The organism is Lelliottia sp. 7254-16, from assembly GCF_002922995.1.
In the GTDB taxonomy this organism is placed as follows: domain Bacteria; phylum Pseudomonadota; class Gammaproteobacteria; order Enterobacterales; family Enterobacteriaceae; genus Enterobacter; species Enterobacter jeotgali.
In genome coordinates this window covers 323,571-342,514 of sequence record NZ_PQVS01000003.1, presented here as the reverse complement: position 1 = coordinate 342,514, position 18,944 = coordinate 323,571, and the positions used below count along the sequence as shown (strand labels likewise).

Below are 18,944 nucleotides of genomic sequence, written 5' to 3'. Positions count from 1 at the left end.
GGAGAGACGATGCGTTATGTATTAGTCACCGGTTTTGAGCCCTTTGGCGGCGAGACCGTTAACCCTTCGTGGGAAGTGGTCAGTCAGCTTGAGGGGAGTATTATTGACCGCTGTCGCGTGGTGACGCGCCAGCTTCCCTGCGTGTTTGGCGAATCATTAAGCGTGCTCAACGCCGCCATCGACGAGCTCAATCCGGCGGTGGTCATTGCGGTCGGGCAGGCGGGCGGGCGTGTGGATGTGACCGTCGAGCGTGTTGCGATTAATGTGGATGATGCGCGTATCCCGGATAATCGCGGTCAGCAGCCGATTGATGTCGCCATTGTGCCGGGCGGCCCGGCGGCGTGGTTTAGTTCCCTGCCGATCAAGGCGACGGTGGCGGCGATGCGCGAGAGAGGCATTCCGGCGTCGGTGTCGCAGACGGCGGGGACGTTTGTCTGCAACCACGTGATGTACGGATTGCTGCATAAAATCAGCGAAAACGCGGAGGTGAAGGGCGGGTTTATCCATATCCCTTACCTGCCTGAACAGGCCGCAGCTCATGCGGGCGCACCAAGCATGGCGGCGCAGACGGTAAAAGCGGCGCTGATCGTGGCGATTGAAGTGGCATTGCGCCAGACGGCTGACGTCAAAATCGTGGGCGGCGCGACGCACTAACCAAGGAGCTTAAATGCCAGAAGGTCCGGAGATCCGCCGCGCGGCGGATAGCCTGGAGGCGGCGATTAAGGGCAAACCACTGACCGATGCGTGGTTTGCTTTCCCTCAGTTAAAACCCTATGAAGCTCAGCTGATCGGCCAAACCGTGACGCAGATCGAGACGCGAGGCAAAGCCTTGCTGACTCATTTCAATCATAACCTGACGTTATATAGCCACAACCAGCTTTATGGCGTCTGGCGAGTGATTAATGCGGGTGAGCAACCACAAACCAATCGGGTACTGCGCGTCAGGCTGCAAACGGCGGATAAAGCCATTTTGCTCTATAGCGCGTCGGATATTGAGATGTTAACGCCGGAGCAATTGCTCACTCACCCGTTCCTGCAACGCGTTGGACCGGATGTGCTGGATATGAGCCTGACGCCAGAAGCGGTGAAAGCCCGGCTATTGTCGCCCGCATTTCGCAATCGCCAGTTCTCCGGGCTGCTGCTCGACCAGGCGTTTCTCGCCGGTTTAGGTAACTATTTACGCGTTGAAATTTTGTGGGAAGTCGGGCTGGCAGGACAACGTAAAGCCTCGCAGCTTAACGAGGTTCAGCTTGATGCTTTGTCCCACGCGTTGCTGGAGATTCCACGTCTTTCCTACAACACGCGCGGTGTGGTGGATGATAATAAACATCACGGGGCGTTGTTCCGTTTTAAGGTGTTTCATCGCGAAGGGAAGCCGTGCGAGCGGTGCGGCGGGGCGATTGAGCGAACGATGTTATCGTCGAGACCGTTTTACTGGTGCCCGGCGTGTCAGAAATAGAAAAAGCCGGGTGGCGGCTGCGCCTTACCCGGCCTACATGCAGATGCCCAAAATACCAGGAATAAATCTCCCTCTCCCTGCGGGAGAGGGTTTGGGTGAGGGAAACAAGCTGGCGCAGAAACAAAAAAGCCGGGTGGCGGCTGCGCCTTACCCGGCCTACATGCAGATGCCCAAAATACCAGGAATAAATCTCCCTCTCCTTGCGGGAGAGGGTTGGGGTGAGGGCAACAGGCTTGCGCAGAAACAAAAAAGCCGGGTGGCGGCTACGCCTTACCCGGCCTTCATTCGTACATTAGCCCGGCATATGGCCGGGCTAATTGTTACTTATTCTTTACTTCAGTCTTGAAATCACGCTGCTCGTAGCCGGTGTACAGCTGACGTGGACGCGCGATTTTCATACCTTCGCTGTGCATTTCGTTCCAGTGTGCAATCCAGCCGACAGTACGCGCCATCGCGAAGATCACAGTGAACATGGAAGACGGAATGCCCATCGCTTTCAGAATAATGCCAGAGTAGAAATCGACGTTCGGGTACAGTTTTTTCTCGATGAAGTACGGGTCGTTCAGCGCGATATGTTCCAGCTCCATCGCCACTTCCAGCAGATCATCTTTAGTACCCAGCTCTTTCAGCACTTCGTGGCAGGTTTCACGCATTACGGTAGCGCGCGGGTCATAGTTTTTGTAAACACGGTGACCGAAGCCCATCAGGCGGAAGGAGTCATTTTTGTCTTTCGCACGACGCACGAATTCAGGAATGTGCTCAACGGAGCTGATCTCTTCCAGCATCTTCAGTGCCGCTTCGTTAGCGCCACCGTGCGCCGGTCCCCACAGGGAGGCGATACCGGCTGCGATACAGGCGAACGGGTTCGCGCCTGAAGAGCCTGCGGTACGGACGGTAGAGGTCGATGCGTTCTGTTCGTGGTCAGCGTGCAGGATCAGAATACGGTCCATTGCGCGCTCAAGCACCGGGTTCACCTCGTAGGTTTCGCACGGTGTCGAGAACATCATGTTCAGGAAATTGCCTGAATAGGAGAGGTCGTTACGCGGATAAACAAACGGCTGGCCGATGGAATATTTGTAACACATCGCCGCCATAGTGGGCATTTTGGACAGCAGACGGAACGCTGCGATATCGCGGTGACGTGGGTTATTCACGTCCAGGGAATCATGGTAGAACGCCGCCAGCGCGCCGGTGATCCCACACATCACGGCCATCGGATGGGAATCACGACGGAACGCATGGAACAGACGGGTGATTTGCTCATGAATCATGGTGTGGCGGGTGACGGTAGTTCTGAACTCATCGTACTGTTCCTGCGTCGGTTTTTCGCCGTTTAACAGGATGTAGCACACTTCCAGATAGTTGGATTCGGTGGCTAACTGATCGATGGGGAAACCGCGATGGAGCAGGATACCTTCGTCACCGTCGATAAAGGTGATTTTGGATTCGCAAGATGCGGTAGAGGTGAAGCCAGGGTCAAAGGTGAATACTCCTTTAGAACCCAGTGTACGGATATCAATAACATCCTGACCGAGCGTGCCTTTTAGCACATCCAGTTCAATAGCAGTGTCACCGTTTAGAGTGAGCTTTGCCTTTGTATCAGCCATTTACGGTCTCCTTAGCGCCTTATGCTTAAGACTACGGTTTACCGGATTTGCATTCAGCTGTTTATCACATCGTTACCAGTTTGTTATTTGGCTTGCCGCTCAGCTCGCGAGGAGAAACCAGGGTACAGAGCTATGGCGCCTTGCAGGTAAACGAATGAAAAATCAGAGAAATAACAGCAAATCAGTGTCTTCGCAGTCCGAATTATTCAAACCTGTATACCACTAATAACTGTCCTGATAACTTCGGTCAATACCATCACACTGTTACATAACTAAATCTCAGGTGAAAGAGAGACCTCATAACTTTTGCGCATTATATGCCTTTTCTGCTATCGTTTGTAACAATAATGTTTAATCTTTGTCAAATCCGATGATTAAAATTTAAAATAATGTTGTTATCGTGACTCTGATCACTGTTCCGCATAAAACCCGACAAACTGTATGTAGGTTAATTGTAATGGTTTTGTGAACGACCTATACTGCCGCCAGGTCTCCGGAACACCCTGCAATCCCGAGCCACCCAGCGTTGTAACGTGTCGTTTTAGCATTTGGAAGCAATGTTTAGCATGACGCGAAGTTATAGATAAGGACGCTGCTTGACCCGCGCGCAGACCGGAGGAAGGAAATCCCGTCGTCTTTCAGGTTACAAGTGCGTTGGCTGTGCCGCTTACCCGGCCTTAATGCCTTCCTGTAATCCGAAGTCCAAAGGGAATTATAAGAACAGCATGTGGGCGTTATTCATGATAAGAAATGTGAAAAAACAAAGACCTGTCAATCTGGATCTCAAAACGATCCGATTCCCTGTAACGGCAATAGCGTCCATTCTCCACCGTGTCTCCGGTGTGATTACGTTCGTGGCAGTGGGTATTCTGCTGTGGTTACTGGGTACCAGCCTCTCTTCTCCTGAAGGATTCCTCCAGGCCTCGGCCATCATGAACAGCTTCTTCGTGAAATTTATCATGTGGGGCATTCTGACTGCACTGGCGTACCACGTTGTTGTGGGCGTTCGCCATATGCTGATGGACTTTGGCTATCTGGAAGAAACCCTCGAAGTAGGGAAACGTTCCGCCAATATTTCATTTGTGATTACTGTCGTGCTTTCAATTCTTGCAGGAGTCCTCGTATGGTAAGCAACGCCTCCGCATTAGGACGCAACGGCGTACATGACTTCATTCTGGTCCGCGCTACCGCCATCGTCCTCACCCTTTACATCATCTACATGATCGGTTTCTTCGCGACCAGCGGCGAACTGACGTGGGAGATCTGGAGCGGGTTCTTCGGATCTGCCTTCACCAAAGTGTTCACCCTGCTGGCTCTGTTCTCGATCCTTATTCATGCCTGGATTGGCATGTGGCAGGTGTTGACCGATTACGTTAAACCTCTCGCGATTCGCCTGCCGTTGCAGTTGCTGATTGTTGTCGCGCTGGTGGTTTACGTTATTTATGGATTTGTTGTGGTGTGGGGTGTGTGATGAAACTGCCAGTCAGAGAATTTGATGCTGTTGTGATTGGTGCCGGTGGCGCAGGTATGCGCGCGGCGCTACAAATTTCCCAGAGCGGCCAGACCTGTGCGCTGCTCTCTAAAGTGTTCCCAACCCGTTCCCATACCGTATCTGCGCAAGGTGGTATCACCGTGGCGCTCGGTAATACCCATGAAGATAACTGGGAATGGCATATGTATGACACGGTGAAAGGCTCCGATTATATCGGTGACCAGGACGCCATCGAATATATGTGTAAGACCGGCCCGGAAGCGATTCTTGAGCTGGACCACATGGGCCTGCCGTTCTCCCGTCTGGAAGATGGCACTATTTATCAGCGTCCGTTTGGCGGCCAGTCGAAAAACTTCGGCGGCGAGCAGGCGGCACGTACTGCGGCAGCGGCTGACCGTACCGGCCACGCACTGCTGCACACTCTCTATCAGCAGAACCTGAAAAACCACACCACCATTTTCTCCGAGTGGTATGCGCTGGATCTGGTGAAAAACGAAGATGGCGCAGTGGTCGGGTGTACCGCCCTGTGCATCGAAACCGGTGAAGTGGTTTACTTCAAAGCTCGCGCAACGGTGCTGGCGACCGGCGGAGCAGGCCGTATTTACCAGTCCACCACCAACGCCCACATTAACACCGGCGACGGCGTAGGCATGGCAATCCGCGCAGGTGTGCCTGTGCAGGACATGGAAATGTGGCAGTTCCACCCGACCGGTATCGCCGGTGCTGGCGTTCTGGTGACAGAAGGCTGTCGTGGTGAAGGTGGCTATCTGCTGAACAAACACGGTGAACGCTTCATGGAGCGTTATGCCCCGAATGCAAAAGACCTGGCGGGTCGTGACGTGGTGGCGCGTTCTATCATGATCGAAATCCGTGAAGGTCGCGGCTGCGATGGTCCGTGGGGCCCGCACGCGAAACTGAAACTGGATCACCTGGGTAAAGAAGTTCTGGAATCCCGCCTGCCGGGCATCCTGGAGCTGTCGCGCACCTTCGCGCACGTCGACCCTGTCAAAGAGCCAATTCCGGTTATCCCAACCTGCCACTACATGATGGGCGGTATTCCGACCAAAGTGACCGGTCAGGCGCTGACCGTAAACGAGCAGGGCGAAGACGTGGTGATTCCTGGCCTGTTCGCCGTTGGCGAAATTGCCTGCGTATCGGTCCACGGTGCAAACCGTCTTGGCGGCAACTCGCTGCTCGACCTGGTGGTGTTTGGTCGTGCGGTTGGCCTGCATCTGCAAGAATCTATCGCTGAACAAGGCGATCTGCGCGATGCGACTGAAGCTAACATTGAAGCGTCCCTTGAGCGTCTCAATCGCTGGAATGGCAACCGCGACGGCGAAGATCCGGTGGAAATCCGCAAAGCGCTGCAAGAATGTATGCAGCACAACTTCTCGGTATTCCGCGAAGGCGATGCGATGGCCAAAGGGCTTGAGCAGCTGAAAGTGATCCGCGAGCGTCTCAAAAATGCCCGTCTGGACGACACTTCCAGCGAGTTCAACACCCAGCGCGTCGAGTGCCTTGAGCTTGATAACCTGATGGAAACTGCTTACGCAACGGCGGTCTCCGCAAACTACCGCACCGAAAGCCGTGGCGCGCATAGCCGCTTCGACTTCCCGGATCGTGACGACGAAAACTGGCTGTGCCATTCCCTGTATCTGCCAGAGTCGGAATCCATGACGCGACGTGAAGTCAACATGGAACCGAAACTGCGTCCGGCGTTCCCGCCGAAGATTCGTACCTATTAATGCGGAGACAGGATAATGAAACTCGAATTCTCAGTTTATCGTTATAACCCGGATGTTGATGACGCTCCGCATATGCAGGATTACACCCTGGAAGCGGAAGAAGGTCGCGACATGATGCTGCTTGATGCGTTAATGCAGCTGAAAGAAAAAGATCCGACACTGTCGTTTCGTCGTTCCTGCCGTGAAGGGGTGTGTGGCTCCGACGGCGTGAACATGAACGGCAAAAATGGCCTGGCCTGTATCACCCCGATTTCGGCGTTGCAGCGTGCAGGACAAAAAATTGTGATCCGTCCTCTGCCTGGCCTGCCGGTCGTTCGCGATTTGGTGGTGGACATGGGGCAATTCTATGCACAATATGAGAAGATTAAGCCTTACTTGTTGAATAATGGGCAGAATCCACCCGCTCGCGAGCATTTACAGTCGCCAGAGCAGCGTGAAAAACTCGATGGCCTGTACGAATGTATTCTCTGTGCATGCTGTTCGACCTCTTGCCCGTCGTTCTGGTGGAACCCGGACAAGTTTATCGGCCCGGCTGGCCTGCTGGCCGCGTATCGCTTCCTGATTGACAGCCGCGATACCGAAACCGACAGCCGCCTGGAAGGGTTGAGTGATGCTTTCAGCGTATTCCGCTGCCATAGCATCATGAACTGCGTCAGTGTATGTCCTAAGGGGCTGAACCCGACGCGCGCCATCGGCCATATTAAGTCGATGCTGTTGCAGCGCAGTGCCTAAGTAATACCGCCGGATGGCGCTTCGCTTATCCGGCCTACGTAACAGTAGGCCCGGTAAGCGGAGCGCCACCGGGCAAAGCAAAGATAGATAGCAGGAAACCTTTAAAAACTGCCGGACCCGCCTTCTCCCTCTCCCTTAGGGAGAGGGGCGGGGTGAGGGGAAACCCTCGGACAGTTTCTAAAGGTTCCTTCGCGAGCCAAGCTGAGACAAGAGCTCGCAGGTGAACCCCGGCACGTACACGAGGTGTGCGTGGTAGTTTCTACGGCGAAATAAGCATAAAAATGCTTAAGGGATCACGATGCAGAACGGCGCAATGAAAGCCTGGCTGGACTCTTCTTTCCTCTCTGGTGCAAACCAAAGCTGGATCGAACAGCTCTATGAAGACTTCTTAACCGATCCTGACTCAGTGGACGCTAACTGGCGTTCCATGTTCCAGCAGTTACCTGGCACTGGGGTCAAACCGGATCAATTCCATTCCAAAACACGTGATTATTTCCGTCGTCTGGCGAAGGATGCCTCACGTTACTCTTCCTCGATCTCTGACCCTGACACCAATGTGAAGCAGGTAAAAGTCCTGCAGCTCATCAATGCTTATCGCTTCCGTGGTCACCAGCATGCGAACCTCGACCCGCTGGGACTGTGGAAACAAGACCGTGTGGCGGATCTCGATCCGGCGTACCACGATCTGACCGAGGCGGATTTCCAGGAAAGCTTTAACGTCGGCTCCTTTGCCAGCGGCAAAGACACGATGAAGCTGGGAGAGCTGCTTGAGGCGCTCAAACAAACCTATTGTGGCTCCATCGGTGCAGAGTACATGCACATCACCTCCACAGACGAAAAACGCTGGATCCAGCAGCGCATCGAATCGGTGACCGGCCACGCCAGCTTTAGCGTTGAAGAGAAAAAACGCTTCCTGAGCGAACTGACCGCAGCAGAAGGCCTGGAACGTTACCTCGGTGCAAAATTCCCGGGGGCAAAACGCTTCTCCCTTGAAGGCGGCGATGCCTTAGTGCCAATGCTGAAAGAGCTGATTCGTCATGCGGGCAACAGCGGCACCCGTGAAGTGGTGCTGGGTATGGCGCACCGTGGTCGTCTGAACGTACTGGTTAACGTGCTGGGTAAAAAACCGCAGGACCTGTTCGACGAATTCGCGGGCAAACATAAAGAACATCTCGGTACCGGTGACGTGAAGTACCACATGGGCTTCTCATCGGATATCGAAACCAACGGCGGTCTGGTTCACCTGGCGCTGGCGTTTAACCCGTCGCACCTCGAAATCGTCAGCCCGGTGGTTATCGGTTCCGTGCGTGCGCGTCTGGACAGACTGGACGAACCAAGCAGCAATAAAGTACTGCCAATCACCATTCACGGTGATGCGGCGGTCACCGGCCAGGGCGTCGTTCAGGAAACCCTGAACATGTCCAAAGCGCGTGGTTACGAAGTGGGCGGTACCGTTCGCATCGTCATCAATAACCAGGTGGGCTTCACGACCTCTAACCCGCTGGATGCGCGCTCCACGCCGTACTGTACTGACATCGGTAAAATGGTGCAGGCGCCGATCTTCCACGTGAACGCCGATGACCCGGAAGCGGTCGCTTTCGTGACACGTCTGGCGCTGGACTTCCGTAACACCTTTAAACGCGATGTGTTCATCGACCTGTTCTGCTATCGCCGTCACGGCCATAACGAAGCGGACGAGCCGAGTGCAACCCAGCCGCTGATGTACCAGAAAATCAAAAAGCATCCGACGCCGCGTAAAATCTACGCCGACAAACTGGAAGCGGACAAAATCGCGACCCTCGAAGATGCCACCGAGCTGGTTAACCTTTACCGCGATGCGCTGGATGCCGGCGAGTGCGTGGTGAAAGAGCTGCGTCCGATGAACATGCACTCCTTTACCTGGTCGCCGTACCTCAACCACGAGTGGGATGAGAGCTACCCGAACAAGGTCGAGATGAAGCGTCTGCAGGAGCTGGCAAAACGCATCAGCACCGTGCCAGAAGCCATCGAGATGCAGTCCCGCGTGCAGAAAATTTACTCCGACCGTCAGTCAATGGCGGCAGGCGAGAAACTGTTCGACTGGGGCGGCGCAGAAAACCTGGCCTACGCAACGTTGGTTGACGAAGGCATTCCGGTGCGTCTGTCCGGTGAAGATGCGGGCCGTGGGACCTTCTTCCACCGCCACGCAGTGATTCACAACCAGACCAACGGTTCCACTTACACTCCGCTGCAGCACGTGCACAACGGTCAGGGCCAGTTCAAGGTCTGGGACTCCGTGCTGTCTGAAGAAGCGGTTCTGGCGTTCGAATACGGCTATGCCACTGCAGAACCACGCACCCTGACCATCTGGGAAGCGCAGTTCGGTGACTTCGCCAACGGCGCACAGGTGGTTATCGACCAGTTCATCAGCTCCGGCGAGCAGAAATGGGGCCGTATGTGTGGCCTGGTGATGCTCCTGCCACACGGCTACGAAGGGCAGGGCCCGGAGCACTCCTCCGCGCGTCTGGAACGTTATCTGCAGCTCTGCGCCGAGCAGAACATGCAGGTGTGCGTGCCATCTACCCCGGCTCAGGTTTACCACATGCTGCGTCGTCAGGCGCTGCGCGGGATGCGTCGTCCGCTGGTGGTGATGTCACCGAAATCGCTGCTGCGTCATCCACTGGCGGTGTCCAGCCTCGATGAGCTGGCGAACGGCACCTTCCAGCCTGCGATTGGTGAGATTGATGATCTCGATCCGCAAGGCGTGAAGCGCGTAGTGATGTGTTCTGGTAAGGTTTATTTCGACCTGCTGGAACAGCGCCGCAAGAAAGATCAGAAAGATGTCGCCATCGTGCGTATCGAGCAGCTTTATCCGTTCCCGCATCAGTCGGTGCAGGAAGCGTTGAAACCGTACGCACACGTGCATGATTTTGTCTGGTGCCAGGAAGAGCCGCTTAACCAGGGCGCATGGTACTGCAGCCAGCATCATTTCCGTGATGTGATTCCATTTGGGTCCGCCCTGCGTTACGCAGGTCGCCCGGCCTCCGCCTCTCCGGCGGTAGGGTATATGTCCGTTCACCAGAAGCAACAGCAAGATCTGGTGAATGACGCGCTGAACGTCGAATAATTTAAGGATACATAATGAGTAGCGTAGATATTCTTGTTCCCGACCTGCCTGAATCCGTCGCTGACGCAACGGTAGCGACCTGGCATAAAAAACCGGGCGATAGCGTTAAGCGCGATGAAGTGCTGGTAGAAATCGAAACTGACAAAGTGGTACTGGAAGTACCGGCATCGGCGGATGGCATTCTGGATGCAGTGCTGGAAGACGAAGGCACCACCGTGACTTCTCGTCAGATCCTCGGTCGCCTGCGTGAAGGCAACAGCGCGGGTAAAGAGTCCAGCGCTAAGTCTGAAAGCAAAGAGTCCACTCCGGCTCAGCGTCAGCAAGCGTCTCTGGAAGAACAAACCAACGATGCGCTCAGCCCGGCGATCCGTCGCCTGCTGGGTGAACACAATCTCGAAGCCAGCGCCATTAAAGGCACCGGTGTTGGCGGTCGTCTGACCCGTGAAGATGTGGAAAAACATCTGGCAAAAGCGCCTGCTAAAGAAGAAGCCAAAGCACCGGCGGCTGCAGCCCCTGCGGCAGCACAGCCTGCGCTTGGCGCACGCAGTGAAAAACGCGTGCCGATGACTCGCCTGCGTAAGCGTGTGGCTGAGCGTCTGCTGGAAGCGAAAAACTCCACCGCGATGCTGACCACCTTCAACGAAGTCAACATGAAGCCAATCATGGACCTGCGTAAGCAGTACGGTGACGCGTTTGAAAAACGTCACGGTATCCGTCTGGGCTTTATGTCCTTCTACGTGAAAGCGGTCGTTGAAGCGCTGAAACGTTATCCGGAAGTGAATGCTTCTATCGATGGCGAAGATGTGGTTTACCACAACTACTTCGACGTCAGCATGGCGGTTTCCACGCCGCGCGGCCTGGTGACCCCGGTTCTGCGTGACGTTGATACCCTGGGCATGGCGGATATCGAGAAGAAAATCAAAGAGCTGGCGCTGAAAGGCCGTGACGGTAAATTGACCGTTGAAGACCTGACCGGCGGTAACTTCACCATCACCAACGGTGGTGTATTCGGTTCCCTGATGTCTACCCCAATCATCAACCCGCCGCAGAGCGCGATTCTGGGTATGCATGCCATCAAAGACCGCCCAATGGCGGTTGACGGTAAAGTCGAGATCCTGCCAATGATGTATCTGGCGCTCTCTTACGATCACCGTCTGATTGATGGTCGTGAATCTGTGGGTTATCTGGTGGCAATTAAAGAGCTGCTGGAAGATCCAACGCGTCTGCTGCTGGACGTGTAGTAGTTTTAGCCTCACCTGCACTGTAGGCCGGATACGCGCTGCGCGACCGGCCTATAGGATTGAAATAACGATTACCTGAAGGATGGATAGAACACATGAACTTACATGAATATCAGGCCAAACAGCTGTTTGCCCGGTATGGCTTACCGGCTCCGGTGGGTTATGCCTGTACTACCCCACGTGAAGCTGAAGAAGCCGCATCTAAAATTGGTTCCGGCCCTTGGGTAGTTAAGTGTCAGGTTCACGCTGGTGGCCGTGGTAAAGCGGGCGGTGTGAAAGTTGTTAAGAGCAAAGAAGAGATTCGCGCCTTTGCTGAACACTGGCTGGGCAAACGCCTGGTGACCTACCAGACAGACGCGAACGGCCAGCCGGTTAACCAGATCCTGGTGGAAGCGGCGACTGACATCGCAAAAGAATTGTACCTCGGCGCGGTTGTAGACCGTAGCTCCCGTCGCGTGGTGTTCATGGCGTCTACCGAAGGCGGCGTGGAAATCGAAAAAGTGGCGGAAGAAACCCCGCACCTGATCCACAAAGTGGCTATCGATCCGCTGGCAGGCCCTATGCCTTACCAGGGTCGCGAGCTGGCGTTCAAACTGGGTCTGGAAGGTAAACTGGTTCAACAGTTCACCAAGATCTTCATGGGCCTGGCAAACATCTTCCTTGAGCGCGATCTGGCGCTGATCGAAATTAACCCGCTGGTGATCACCACTCAGGGCGACCTGATCTGCCTCGACGGTAAACTGGGCGCTGACGGCAACGCATTGTTCCGCCAGTCCGATCTGCGCGAAATGCGCGATCAGTCTCAGGAAGATCCGCGTGAAGCGCAGGCTGCACAGTGGGAACTGAACTACGTGGCGCTGGATGGCAACATCGGCTGCATGGTTAACGGTGCGGGCCTGGCAATGGGCACCATGGACATCGTTAAACTGCACGGCGGCGAGCCGGCTAACTTCCTTGACGTGGGCGGCGGCGCGACCAAAGAGCGCGTGACCGAAGCGTTCAAAATCATCCTCTCTGACGACAACGTGAAAGCCGTTCTGGTTAACATCTTCGGCGGTATCGTGCGTTGCGACCTGATCGCTGACGGCATCATCGGTGCGGTAGAAGAAGTGGGCGTGAACGTCCCGGTTGTGGTTCGTCTGGAAGGGAACAACGCTGAACTCGGCGCGAAAAAACTGGCTGACAGTGGCCTGAATATTATTGCAGCGAAAAGTCTGACGGATGCAGCTCAGCAGGTTGTTGCCGCAGTGGAGGGGAAATAATGTCCGTTTTGATTGATAAGAACACTAAAGTTATCTGCCAGGGCTTCACCGGTAGCCAGGGGACTTTCCACTCCGAACAAGCGATTGCTTACGGTACGCAGATGGTTGGCGGTGTGACGCCAGGCAAAGGCGGCACCACGCATCTGGGCCTGCCGGTGTTCAACACCGTGCGTGAAGCAGTAGAAGCAACAGGCGCAACGGCGACTGTTATCTACGTTCCAGCTCCGTTCTGCAAAGATTCCATTCTGGAAGCGATCGACGCAGGCATCAAACTGATCATCACCATTACCGAAGGCATCCCGACCCTGGATATGCTGACTGTAAAAGTGAAGCTGGACGAAGCAGGCGTGCGCATGATCGGGCCAAACTGCCCGGGCGTGATCACCCCAGGCGAATGCAAAATCGGCATCATGCCAGGCCACATTCACAAGCCAGGCAAAGTGGGCATCGTGTCTCGCTCCGGTACCCTGACCTATGAAGCGGTTAAGCAGACTACCGACTACGGTTTCGGCCAGTCCACCTGTGTGGGCATCGGCGGTGACCCGATCCCTGGCTCTAACTTCATCGATATCCTGAAACTGTTCCAGGAAGATCCGCAGACTGAAGCGATCGTGATGATCGGTGAAATCGGCGGCAGCGCTGAAGAAGAAGCCGCTGCTTACATCAAAGACCACGTCACCAAACCGGTTGTTGGTTACATCGCCGGTGTGACTGCGCCAAAAGGCAAACGTATGGGCCACGCAGGCGCCATCATTGCCGGTGGTAAAGGCACAGCGGATGAGAAGTTCGCAGCGCTGGAAGCCGCAGGCGTCAAAACCGTTCGTAGCCTGGCCGATATCGGCGAAGCACTGAGCGCTATCATCAAGTAATCCTCTCTGCTCCCCATGAGGGGAGCTTTGACATAATAAATGTCCGTTTCGACATGGTTGGCCGCTGAAAAGCGGCCTTTTTTATGCCTGATATTTTTAAAGTGAATATTTGAAGCGCTATATATTAAGTGTTTGATTATTAACACGGGTTTTAATCCTAAACATCGATGATTTCTTAGAAAGTTATTGTTAATCCCTAAGCAGAATTACATTTTACCCAAGAGATAAATGCACCTTGGGTGAAAAATGGAATTTCGTAATCTGACGCCGTTTTCAGTGATGGAATATGCAATGGACGACAAGCATAACGAGAGTCATCGCGTTGTCGTCATGAAAACACTCACCCTCCAGGGACTGCATCCTGACGGCGATATCATCTTCACGCTACCCGCAAGCCGGGCCGGGATTCTGCTGCGGATGAATACCGGTGAATGTGTACCGCAGATGATGTGGGTCGACACATTACATATTGATACCGGTGCTCTCACGGTAGCGCAGACCTGGCGTTATCTGGTGCCAGTGGGTTCGCCAGTGCGGGTGACGGAAGCACGTTACAGCATGGCAGGAGAATAACCATGGCGCTGAATTACATAGCACGTCAGGACATGCTGTGGACGGTGGTTAGCACTACGCCGGATGTCTGCAAAACCCCGATGGGGCCGGCGACGCCCCCCGTTCCCTATCCAGTCACCGCCGACATGGTGAGCTCAGTACTGACGGTACCCTCTGTGCTGGCTAACGACCGTCCGGTGCTGATCCTGAATCAGAGTTTCATTCCTAAAACCAAAGGTGATGAACCGGGTGTGGCGAAAGGAATTAAAAGTGGCACGGTGGGCGATATCTGCGAGCCACTGGAGTTCAGCACCACCTTTTACGTGAGCGGGCAACCGGTTCTCCGGCACTTTGATAAGTTCTGGATGAATGCCAGGAATACGACGGGGATTATTCTGGGCCAGCCTCCTGCCGCCAGCGTGCCAGCCAGCCAGGCCGATCCGGCAGTGATACCTGAGACCGCCAATGAACAAGGTTTCATGGATAAGCTGTTAAATCTATATGCATATCAGGCGGACTCCGGGCGTCAGGAAGCGCAGGCAATGGCGGACACTGCAAAGGCAATTAAAGCGGCAGTTAAGGATTTTACGACTGACCATACCCCTGACGGTGTGATGAACAGCCAGCAAATTGGTGCAATGCTCTATGCATCCGGTTACTACAACACCACTCCGGAAGCTGTACGGAACGCGGCAGAACAAATCGGTGGGGAAGCCCTTGACACCTTTAATGCAGCAGATACCCCTCAAAACAGGGCGCTGATGATTGCACTGCAAAGTGTGGTTATGGAGTTTGCCCTAAACACCGCTGGGGTTGCAGAGATGGACGGTGCCAACATCAAGGGGAAAACCAGAGCACCGGAAGGTGAAGGAGACGGCGTTTTTAGCGGGTTGTGCACCAAACCTGGTGAACCTGTCGACGCCGGAACCGGCGATTTTCTCCAGCATTTCAGTGTCCTCTCTTTGCCAGGCTCAGTCCCGTTGTCACTTTCCCGCTTTTATCGCTCACAGGCAAAAGGCGGTGGCATCTTTGGCCCCAAATGGACGGATGAGTGGTCGTGCTCCCTGAGCATACACGGTGATAATCTGCACGTTACCGACGCTGAAGGCGTGGTGCTGTATTTTCCTGTCCCGCAGGATGGAGTGTTCCGTGATACGGTGAATGACCGCCAGCCCCGCTACCGGCTTTCCGGCACACTGCATGACGGGCTGGAAGTTTTCGACCGTCGTTCACAGCAAACGCAACTCTTTTCCCCGGCGGATAATGGCATCTGGCTGCTCTCCGCCCTCCATGATCGTTACGGCAATCAGATTGACTTCATTCGCACCGATGGTTTGCTGACGGATATTTGTCACAGCGATGGCTATACGCTCGCACTTGGCTGGCAGCAACAGCAGCTGATGAGCATTGACCTCGTGTCCCCGCAGCGCCAGCGCCTGGTCACCTGCCAGTATGATGAGCACGGTTTTCTCGCCGAATGTGACACCTTCCAGTTCACTCATTTGTGGCATGAATACACACCCGACGGCTTTATGACCCGCTGGCGGGACACGGATAAAACCTGCGTGGATATCGGTTATGACGCGCAGGGCCGCGCCATCAGCACCCTGTCGACAGAAGGCTATTACGATGACCGCTTTGTCTACGACGATGCAGGGCACTGTACCACCTACCTCGATGCCGAAGGCGGTGAAACCCGCTTCTGGTATAACAAAGATGGCCTGGTTACCCGCAGTATCGACCCGCTGGGGCGTGAAGAGCACTCTGTCTGGGACAACACCCGGCTTCAGTCCCGTACTGACGCGCTCGGGCGCACCACAAAATATGACTATCACCGTAACGGCGATATTCGTCAGGTTGCCCTGCCCGGCGGGTACAGTCTCTGGTATGAGTACAATGATGATGGCCAGTTAACGAGCCTCACCACACCAGGCGACCAGACCTGGGTATGGGACTATGACGACCACGGCAGCGTGGTCACCCTCACTGACCCTCAGGGCCGCAGGCAGCAGTTCAGCCACAGCGAGCAGGGTGACCTGCTGGCCCACATCCTGCCAGGCGGTGCCACCTGGGTATGGCATCATAATGCCCTGCATCAGGTGCAGGAAACCGTGACCCCCGATGGCGGCGTCACCCACACAGAGACCGATTTTCTCGGGCGCCTGCTGAGCGTTCAGGACCCGCTGGGCTTCACCACCCGGTTCCGCCACAGCCAGAATCATGCCGGGCCGAAGGGCAGTGTGGAAGAAATCAACCGCCCTGATGGCGTGCGCGAGCTGATGCGCCAGAACAGCGAAAAGCTGCCGGAAAGTGTCACCGATGGCGAAGGCAGAACCACCCGCTATGAATATGGAGCTTTTGATGTCCTGACGGCCGTCATCCGCCCGGACGGTGAGCGGCTGGAATGCCGCTACGACAAACTTACCCGCTTAACCAGCATCATCAGCGCCGCAGGTGAACTCTACCGGCTGGAATACGATAAAGCCGGGCAGCTTATCGCAGAAACTGACTTCACCGGCCGCACACTGCGCTACACGTACGATGCCGCGGGTCGTTGTATCAGCACTATCTTCCCGGACAGTACCTGTCTTAGCCGCCGTTACAATGTGACTGACCAGCTCACCAATGAAGACGTCACCCACGGCGACAGTACCCGCGTTATCAGCACCACCACTTTTCGCTACGACACCCTGTGCCGCCTGGTCGAGGCGAAAAATGACAATGCCACCGTCACGTATGAGTACGATGATGCCTGGCGTATCACCGCCGAAACCCTCAACGGCAGGCGCACGGAATACGGCTACGATGAACAACGTGATTTTGTCACGCGGCGGACAACAGGCGGGCTCACTGAACACTTCACCCGCGGGTTAATGGGCGAGCTGAAGGCATGGCAGCTTAACGACTATGCTCCACTCACGTTTGAGCACGACCTGCGCGGCCAGGAAACATTGCGCCGCAGCGATGCCGGTTATTACCAGCAACAGGACTACAGCCCGGCCGGGATGCTCGCACAGCAAAAAGCCGGGGACCACCGCGCCGGGCCTTACGAGCGCAATAAAAGCCTGCAGCGCGAGTGGCTGTATGACCACGCATACAACCTGACAATGATAACCGACTCGCTGCGCGGCACCGCTGTCCACACCCTGACGGCGAACGACCAGATAAGCCACGCCACCTGGACCGGCAGCGGCACCACGCCGGTGCGTGAAGAACGCTTCACCTACGACAAAAACCTCAATCTCACCTGCCGTCAGACGTGGCTGAATGACGTGCTGGAAAGTGAGGCGCACCAGCAACAGCAGCATGGCCGGGTGGTGACCCGGGAGCACCAGGCCTGGCGACACACGACCAGTCGCATCAACCCGGACACAGGCATGCCGGAGGAAGGGACGTTTGTCCGGGTGATAAATGCACACGGCATCACCTGGAAATACGATGTGAATGGCCGTCTGGTGGAAAAGCGGGTCGACAAAGGCGGTTACCGCCCGCAACAGTGGCGCTACCGCTGGGACGCGAAAAGCCAGCTCACCGGGCTTGAAACCCCGGAGGGTGAACGTGGGAATACAGATACGACCCGTCCGGCCGGCGCATCAGCAAGCGGTGCACCAGTCACGATAAACCGGGGATGGATTTTCACTGGAATGGCGACCAGTTAACGGAAGAAATCCCGCTGTCCCCTGACGGCACGCCGGATGATGAAAAGGCGATTCGCTGGATATATGCCCCCGGCAGTTTTACGCCGCTGGCGCGCTATGAAAAGGGGCAACTGCATTATGCGGTGACGGATATCACCGGGCGCGTTCAGGAGCTGATGGCCGAAGACGGCACGATTGTCTGGCGGGGAAAGCAGCAGTTGTGGGGCCGGGAAGAGGGCGCCAACAAAGAAGGCGCACCTGTCTGTCGTCTGCGCTTTCCGGGGCAATACGAGGATGATGAATCCGGGTTGTATTACAACCGATTCCGGTACTATGATGCTGAGACGGGGCAGTACATCTCGGCCGACCCGATTGGGTTATTTGGTGGATTAAACCCATATGGATATGCATCAAATCCGCTGAAATATATTGATCCGCTAGGCTTAAGTAATTTACCTGTAACTTACTATCCACCGAACGATGGTGCACATGGCCCAGTAAGCTCTACAACTTTAGAGCCTGGTACGACTATTGATAGGTATGGTTTACCTAGAGGAAAATATGTTTCTCCAGTTGGAACGCATTATCCTATGAGAGCGTTACCGCCAGGAACGGATTCAGGACCTTATACTGTTTACAAAGTTATGAAACACATTCCAAATGTGGCGGAAAGCAAAATTGCACCTTGGTTTGGGGAAATGGGTATGGGGACGCAATATAAATTAGAGTATAGCGTTCAATCCTATTTAGATTCAGGCCATCTTAAAAAAATGATAGAAGGAGTTGACTGCTGTGGATAAGCTAGATCTTATAAATGCCTTTAAAAAACTGAATATCCCAGAAAACACTTATTCAATTGATGAGGTGAATAATGAAACTCTTTGTTTAATAATGGAAAATGGAAAGTGGATTGTTTTCTATAGTGAGAAGGGGGGGAGGACTGATCCTGAGTATTTTGATGATGAAGAATCTGCATGCAAAGCTTTTTTATACGAAGTGCAAGATATGTTAAATCATTTATAGTTTGAGTTTTATGTATGCTAAACATTAAATTATTATAATAGCCGGAAATGTCATCATTCCTTTCCGGTTTTAATTATTCTTTAACTCCATCTAATCCACTAAGCAACCAGCCCCCTTCATCCCCTTAACCTGACAAAGTTCCGTCCGCAGTGCCTGAACTTCGCTGCTGTCACAATAATAGTCAGGTATCCTTCCGATAATCTCACTGTCACCGTAAC

General features: G+C 54.6%; 15 protein-coding genes. 14 read left to right on the top strand and 1 reads right to left on the bottom strand.

Translation table 11 applies throughout. From position 1 onward, the window contains the following. Positions 1-9: 9 nt before the first annotated feature. Positions 10-654 (top strand): pyroglutamyl-peptidase I, encoded by a 645-nt coding sequence (pcp, locus tag C3708_RS06520; RefSeq protein ID WP_103948789.1) that lies wholly within the window; start codon positions 10-12, stop codon positions 652-654. Between the two features lie 13 nt (positions 655-667). Continuing rightward, positions 668-1,459, top strand: a complete 792-nt coding sequence (gene nei, locus C3708_RS06515) for an endonuclease VIII (RefSeq protein ID WP_103948788.1) — start codon at positions 668-670, stop codon at positions 1,457-1,459. Positions 1,460-1,779: 320 nt separating this feature from the next. Here nei and C3708_RS06505 read toward each other — a convergent pair whose 3' ends face one another. Beyond that, a complete protein-coding gene (locus C3708_RS06505) occupies positions 1,780-3,066 on the bottom strand; it encodes a citrate synthase (RefSeq protein ID WP_095281267.1) in 1,287 nt (428 codons plus the stop codon). Between the two features lie 725 nt (positions 3,067-3,791). Between C3708_RS06505 and sdhC the strand changes: the two genes are divergently transcribed. From sdhC to C3708_RS06445, 12 genes are all read left to right on the top strand, one after another. Beyond that, positions 3,792-4,196, top strand: coding sequence for a succinate dehydrogenase cytochrome b556 subunit (sdhC, locus tag C3708_RS06495; protein ID WP_165790660.1), 405 nt, complete (start codon positions 3,792-3,794; stop codon positions 4,194-4,196). Beyond that, positions 4,190-4,537, top strand: coding sequence for a succinate dehydrogenase membrane anchor subunit (gene sdhD, locus C3708_RS06490; protein WP_095281269.1), 348 nt, complete (start codon positions 4,190-4,192; stop codon positions 4,535-4,537). The genes sdhC and sdhD overlap by 7 nt, the downstream gene beginning before the upstream one ends. After that, positions 4,537-6,303 carry a succinate dehydrogenase flavoprotein subunit gene (sdhA, locus tag C3708_RS06485; RefSeq protein ID WP_095281270.1) on the top strand — a complete coding sequence of 589 codons (1,767 nt, stop codon included), beginning with the start codon at positions 4,537-4,539 and terminating at the stop codon, positions 6,301-6,303. Before sdhD ends, sdhA begins: the two co-directional genes overlap by 1 nt. Before the next feature lie 15 nt (positions 6,304-6,318). Beyond that, positions 6,319-7,035 (top strand): succinate dehydrogenase iron-sulfur subunit, encoded by a 717-nt coding sequence (locus C3708_RS06480; protein WP_103948365.1) that lies wholly within the window; start codon positions 6,319-6,321, stop codon positions 7,033-7,035. 298 nt (positions 7,036-7,333) lie between these two features. Further along, positions 7,334-10,141, top strand: a complete 2,808-nt coding sequence (gene sucA / locus C3708_RS06475) for a 2-oxoglutarate dehydrogenase E1 component (RefSeq protein WP_095281272.1) — start codon at positions 7,334-7,336, stop codon at positions 10,139-10,141. Between the two features lie 14 nt (positions 10,142-10,155). Then, positions 10,156-11,382 carry a 2-oxoglutarate dehydrogenase complex dihydrolipoyllysine-residue succinyltransferase gene (gene odhB / locus C3708_RS06470; RefSeq protein ID WP_103948364.1) on the top strand — a complete coding sequence of 409 codons (1,227 nt, stop codon included), beginning with the start codon at positions 10,156-10,158 and terminating at the stop codon, positions 11,380-11,382. Between the two features lie 95 nt (positions 11,383-11,477). Then, positions 11,478-12,644 carry an ADP-forming succinate--CoA ligase subunit beta gene (sucC, locus tag C3708_RS06465; RefSeq protein ID WP_023310791.1) on the top strand — a complete coding sequence of 389 codons (1,167 nt, stop codon included), beginning with the start codon at positions 11,478-11,480 and terminating at the stop codon, positions 12,642-12,644. Next, complete coding sequence (sucD, locus tag C3708_RS06460) at positions 12,644-13,513, top strand: succinate--CoA ligase subunit alpha (RefSeq protein WP_095281274.1); 870 nt, start codon at positions 12,644-12,646, stop codon at positions 13,511-13,513. The genes sucC and sucD overlap by 1 nt, the downstream gene beginning before the upstream one ends. 246 nt (positions 13,514-13,759) lie before the next feature. Beyond that, positions 13,760-14,086, top strand: a complete 327-nt coding sequence (locus C3708_RS06455) for a DUF2169 domain-containing protein (protein WP_112174218.1) — start codon at positions 13,760-13,762, stop codon at positions 14,084-14,086. A 2-nt stretch (positions 14,087-14,088) separates the two neighbouring features. Beyond that, a complete protein-coding gene (locus C3708_RS06450; RefSeq protein ID WP_165790667.1) occupies positions 14,089-17,724 on the top strand; it encodes a PAAR-like domain-containing protein in 3,636 nt (1,211 codons plus the stop codon). Beyond that, positions 17,694-18,503, top strand: a complete 810-nt coding sequence (locus C3708_RS24000; protein ID WP_165790666.1) for a glycohydrolase toxin TNT-related protein — start codon at positions 17,694-17,696, stop codon at positions 18,501-18,503. Before C3708_RS06450 ends, C3708_RS24000 begins: the two co-directional genes overlap by 31 nt. Then, positions 18,496-18,726: a hypothetical protein gene (locus C3708_RS06445; RefSeq protein WP_103948786.1), complete on the top strand. Its 231-nt coding sequence runs from the start codon at positions 18,496-18,498 to the stop codon at positions 18,724-18,726. The genes C3708_RS24000 and C3708_RS06445 overlap by 8 nt, the downstream gene beginning before the upstream one ends. Positions 18,727-18,944 lie beyond the last annotated feature (218 nt).

Coding starts and splice junctions, on each gene's coding strand:
- sucD (WP_095281274.1), top strand. CDS start 12,644: ATGTCCGTTTTGATTGATAAGAACACTAAAGTTATCTGCCAGGGCTTC.
- C3708_RS24000 (WP_165790666.1), top strand. CDS start 17,694: ATGGATTTTCACTGGAATGGCGACCAGTTAACGGAAGAAATCCCGCTG.
- C3708_RS06450 (WP_165790667.1), top strand. CDS start 14,089: ATGGCGCTGAATTACATAGCACGTCAGGACATGCTGTGGACGGTGGTT.
- sdhD (WP_095281269.1), top strand. CDS start 4,190: ATGGTAAGCAACGCCTCCGCATTAGGACGCAACGGCGTACATGACTTC.
- sdhC (WP_165790660.1), top strand. CDS start 3,792: ATGTGGGCGTTATTCATGATAAGAAATGTGAAAAAACAAAGACCTGTC.
- C3708_RS06455 (WP_112174218.1), top strand. CDS start 13,760: ATGGAATTTCGTAATCTGACGCCGTTTTCAGTGATGGAATATGCAATG.
- sucC (WP_023310791.1), top strand. CDS start 11,478: ATGAACTTACATGAATATCAGGCCAAACAGCTGTTTGCCCGGTATGGC.
- sucA (WP_095281272.1), top strand. CDS start 7,334: ATGCAGAACGGCGCAATGAAAGCCTGGCTGGACTCTTCTTTCCTCTCT.
- pcp (WP_103948789.1), top strand. CDS start 10: ATGCGTTATGTATTAGTCACCGGTTTTGAGCCCTTTGGCGGCGAGACC.
- C3708_RS06505 (WP_095281267.1), bottom strand. CDS start 3,066: ATGGCTGATACAAAGGCAAAGCTCACTCTAAACGGTGACACTGCTATT.
- nei (WP_103948788.1), top strand. CDS start 668: ATGCCAGAAGGTCCGGAGATCCGCCGCGCGGCGGATAGCCTGGAGGCG.
- C3708_RS06480 (WP_103948365.1), top strand. CDS start 6,319: ATGAAACTCGAATTCTCAGTTTATCGTTATAACCCGGATGTTGATGAC.
- sdhA (WP_095281270.1), top strand. CDS start 4,537: ATGAAACTGCCAGTCAGAGAATTTGATGCTGTTGTGATTGGTGCCGGT.
- odhB (WP_103948364.1), top strand. CDS start 10,156: ATGAGTAGCGTAGATATTCTTGTTCCCGACCTGCCTGAATCCGTCGCT.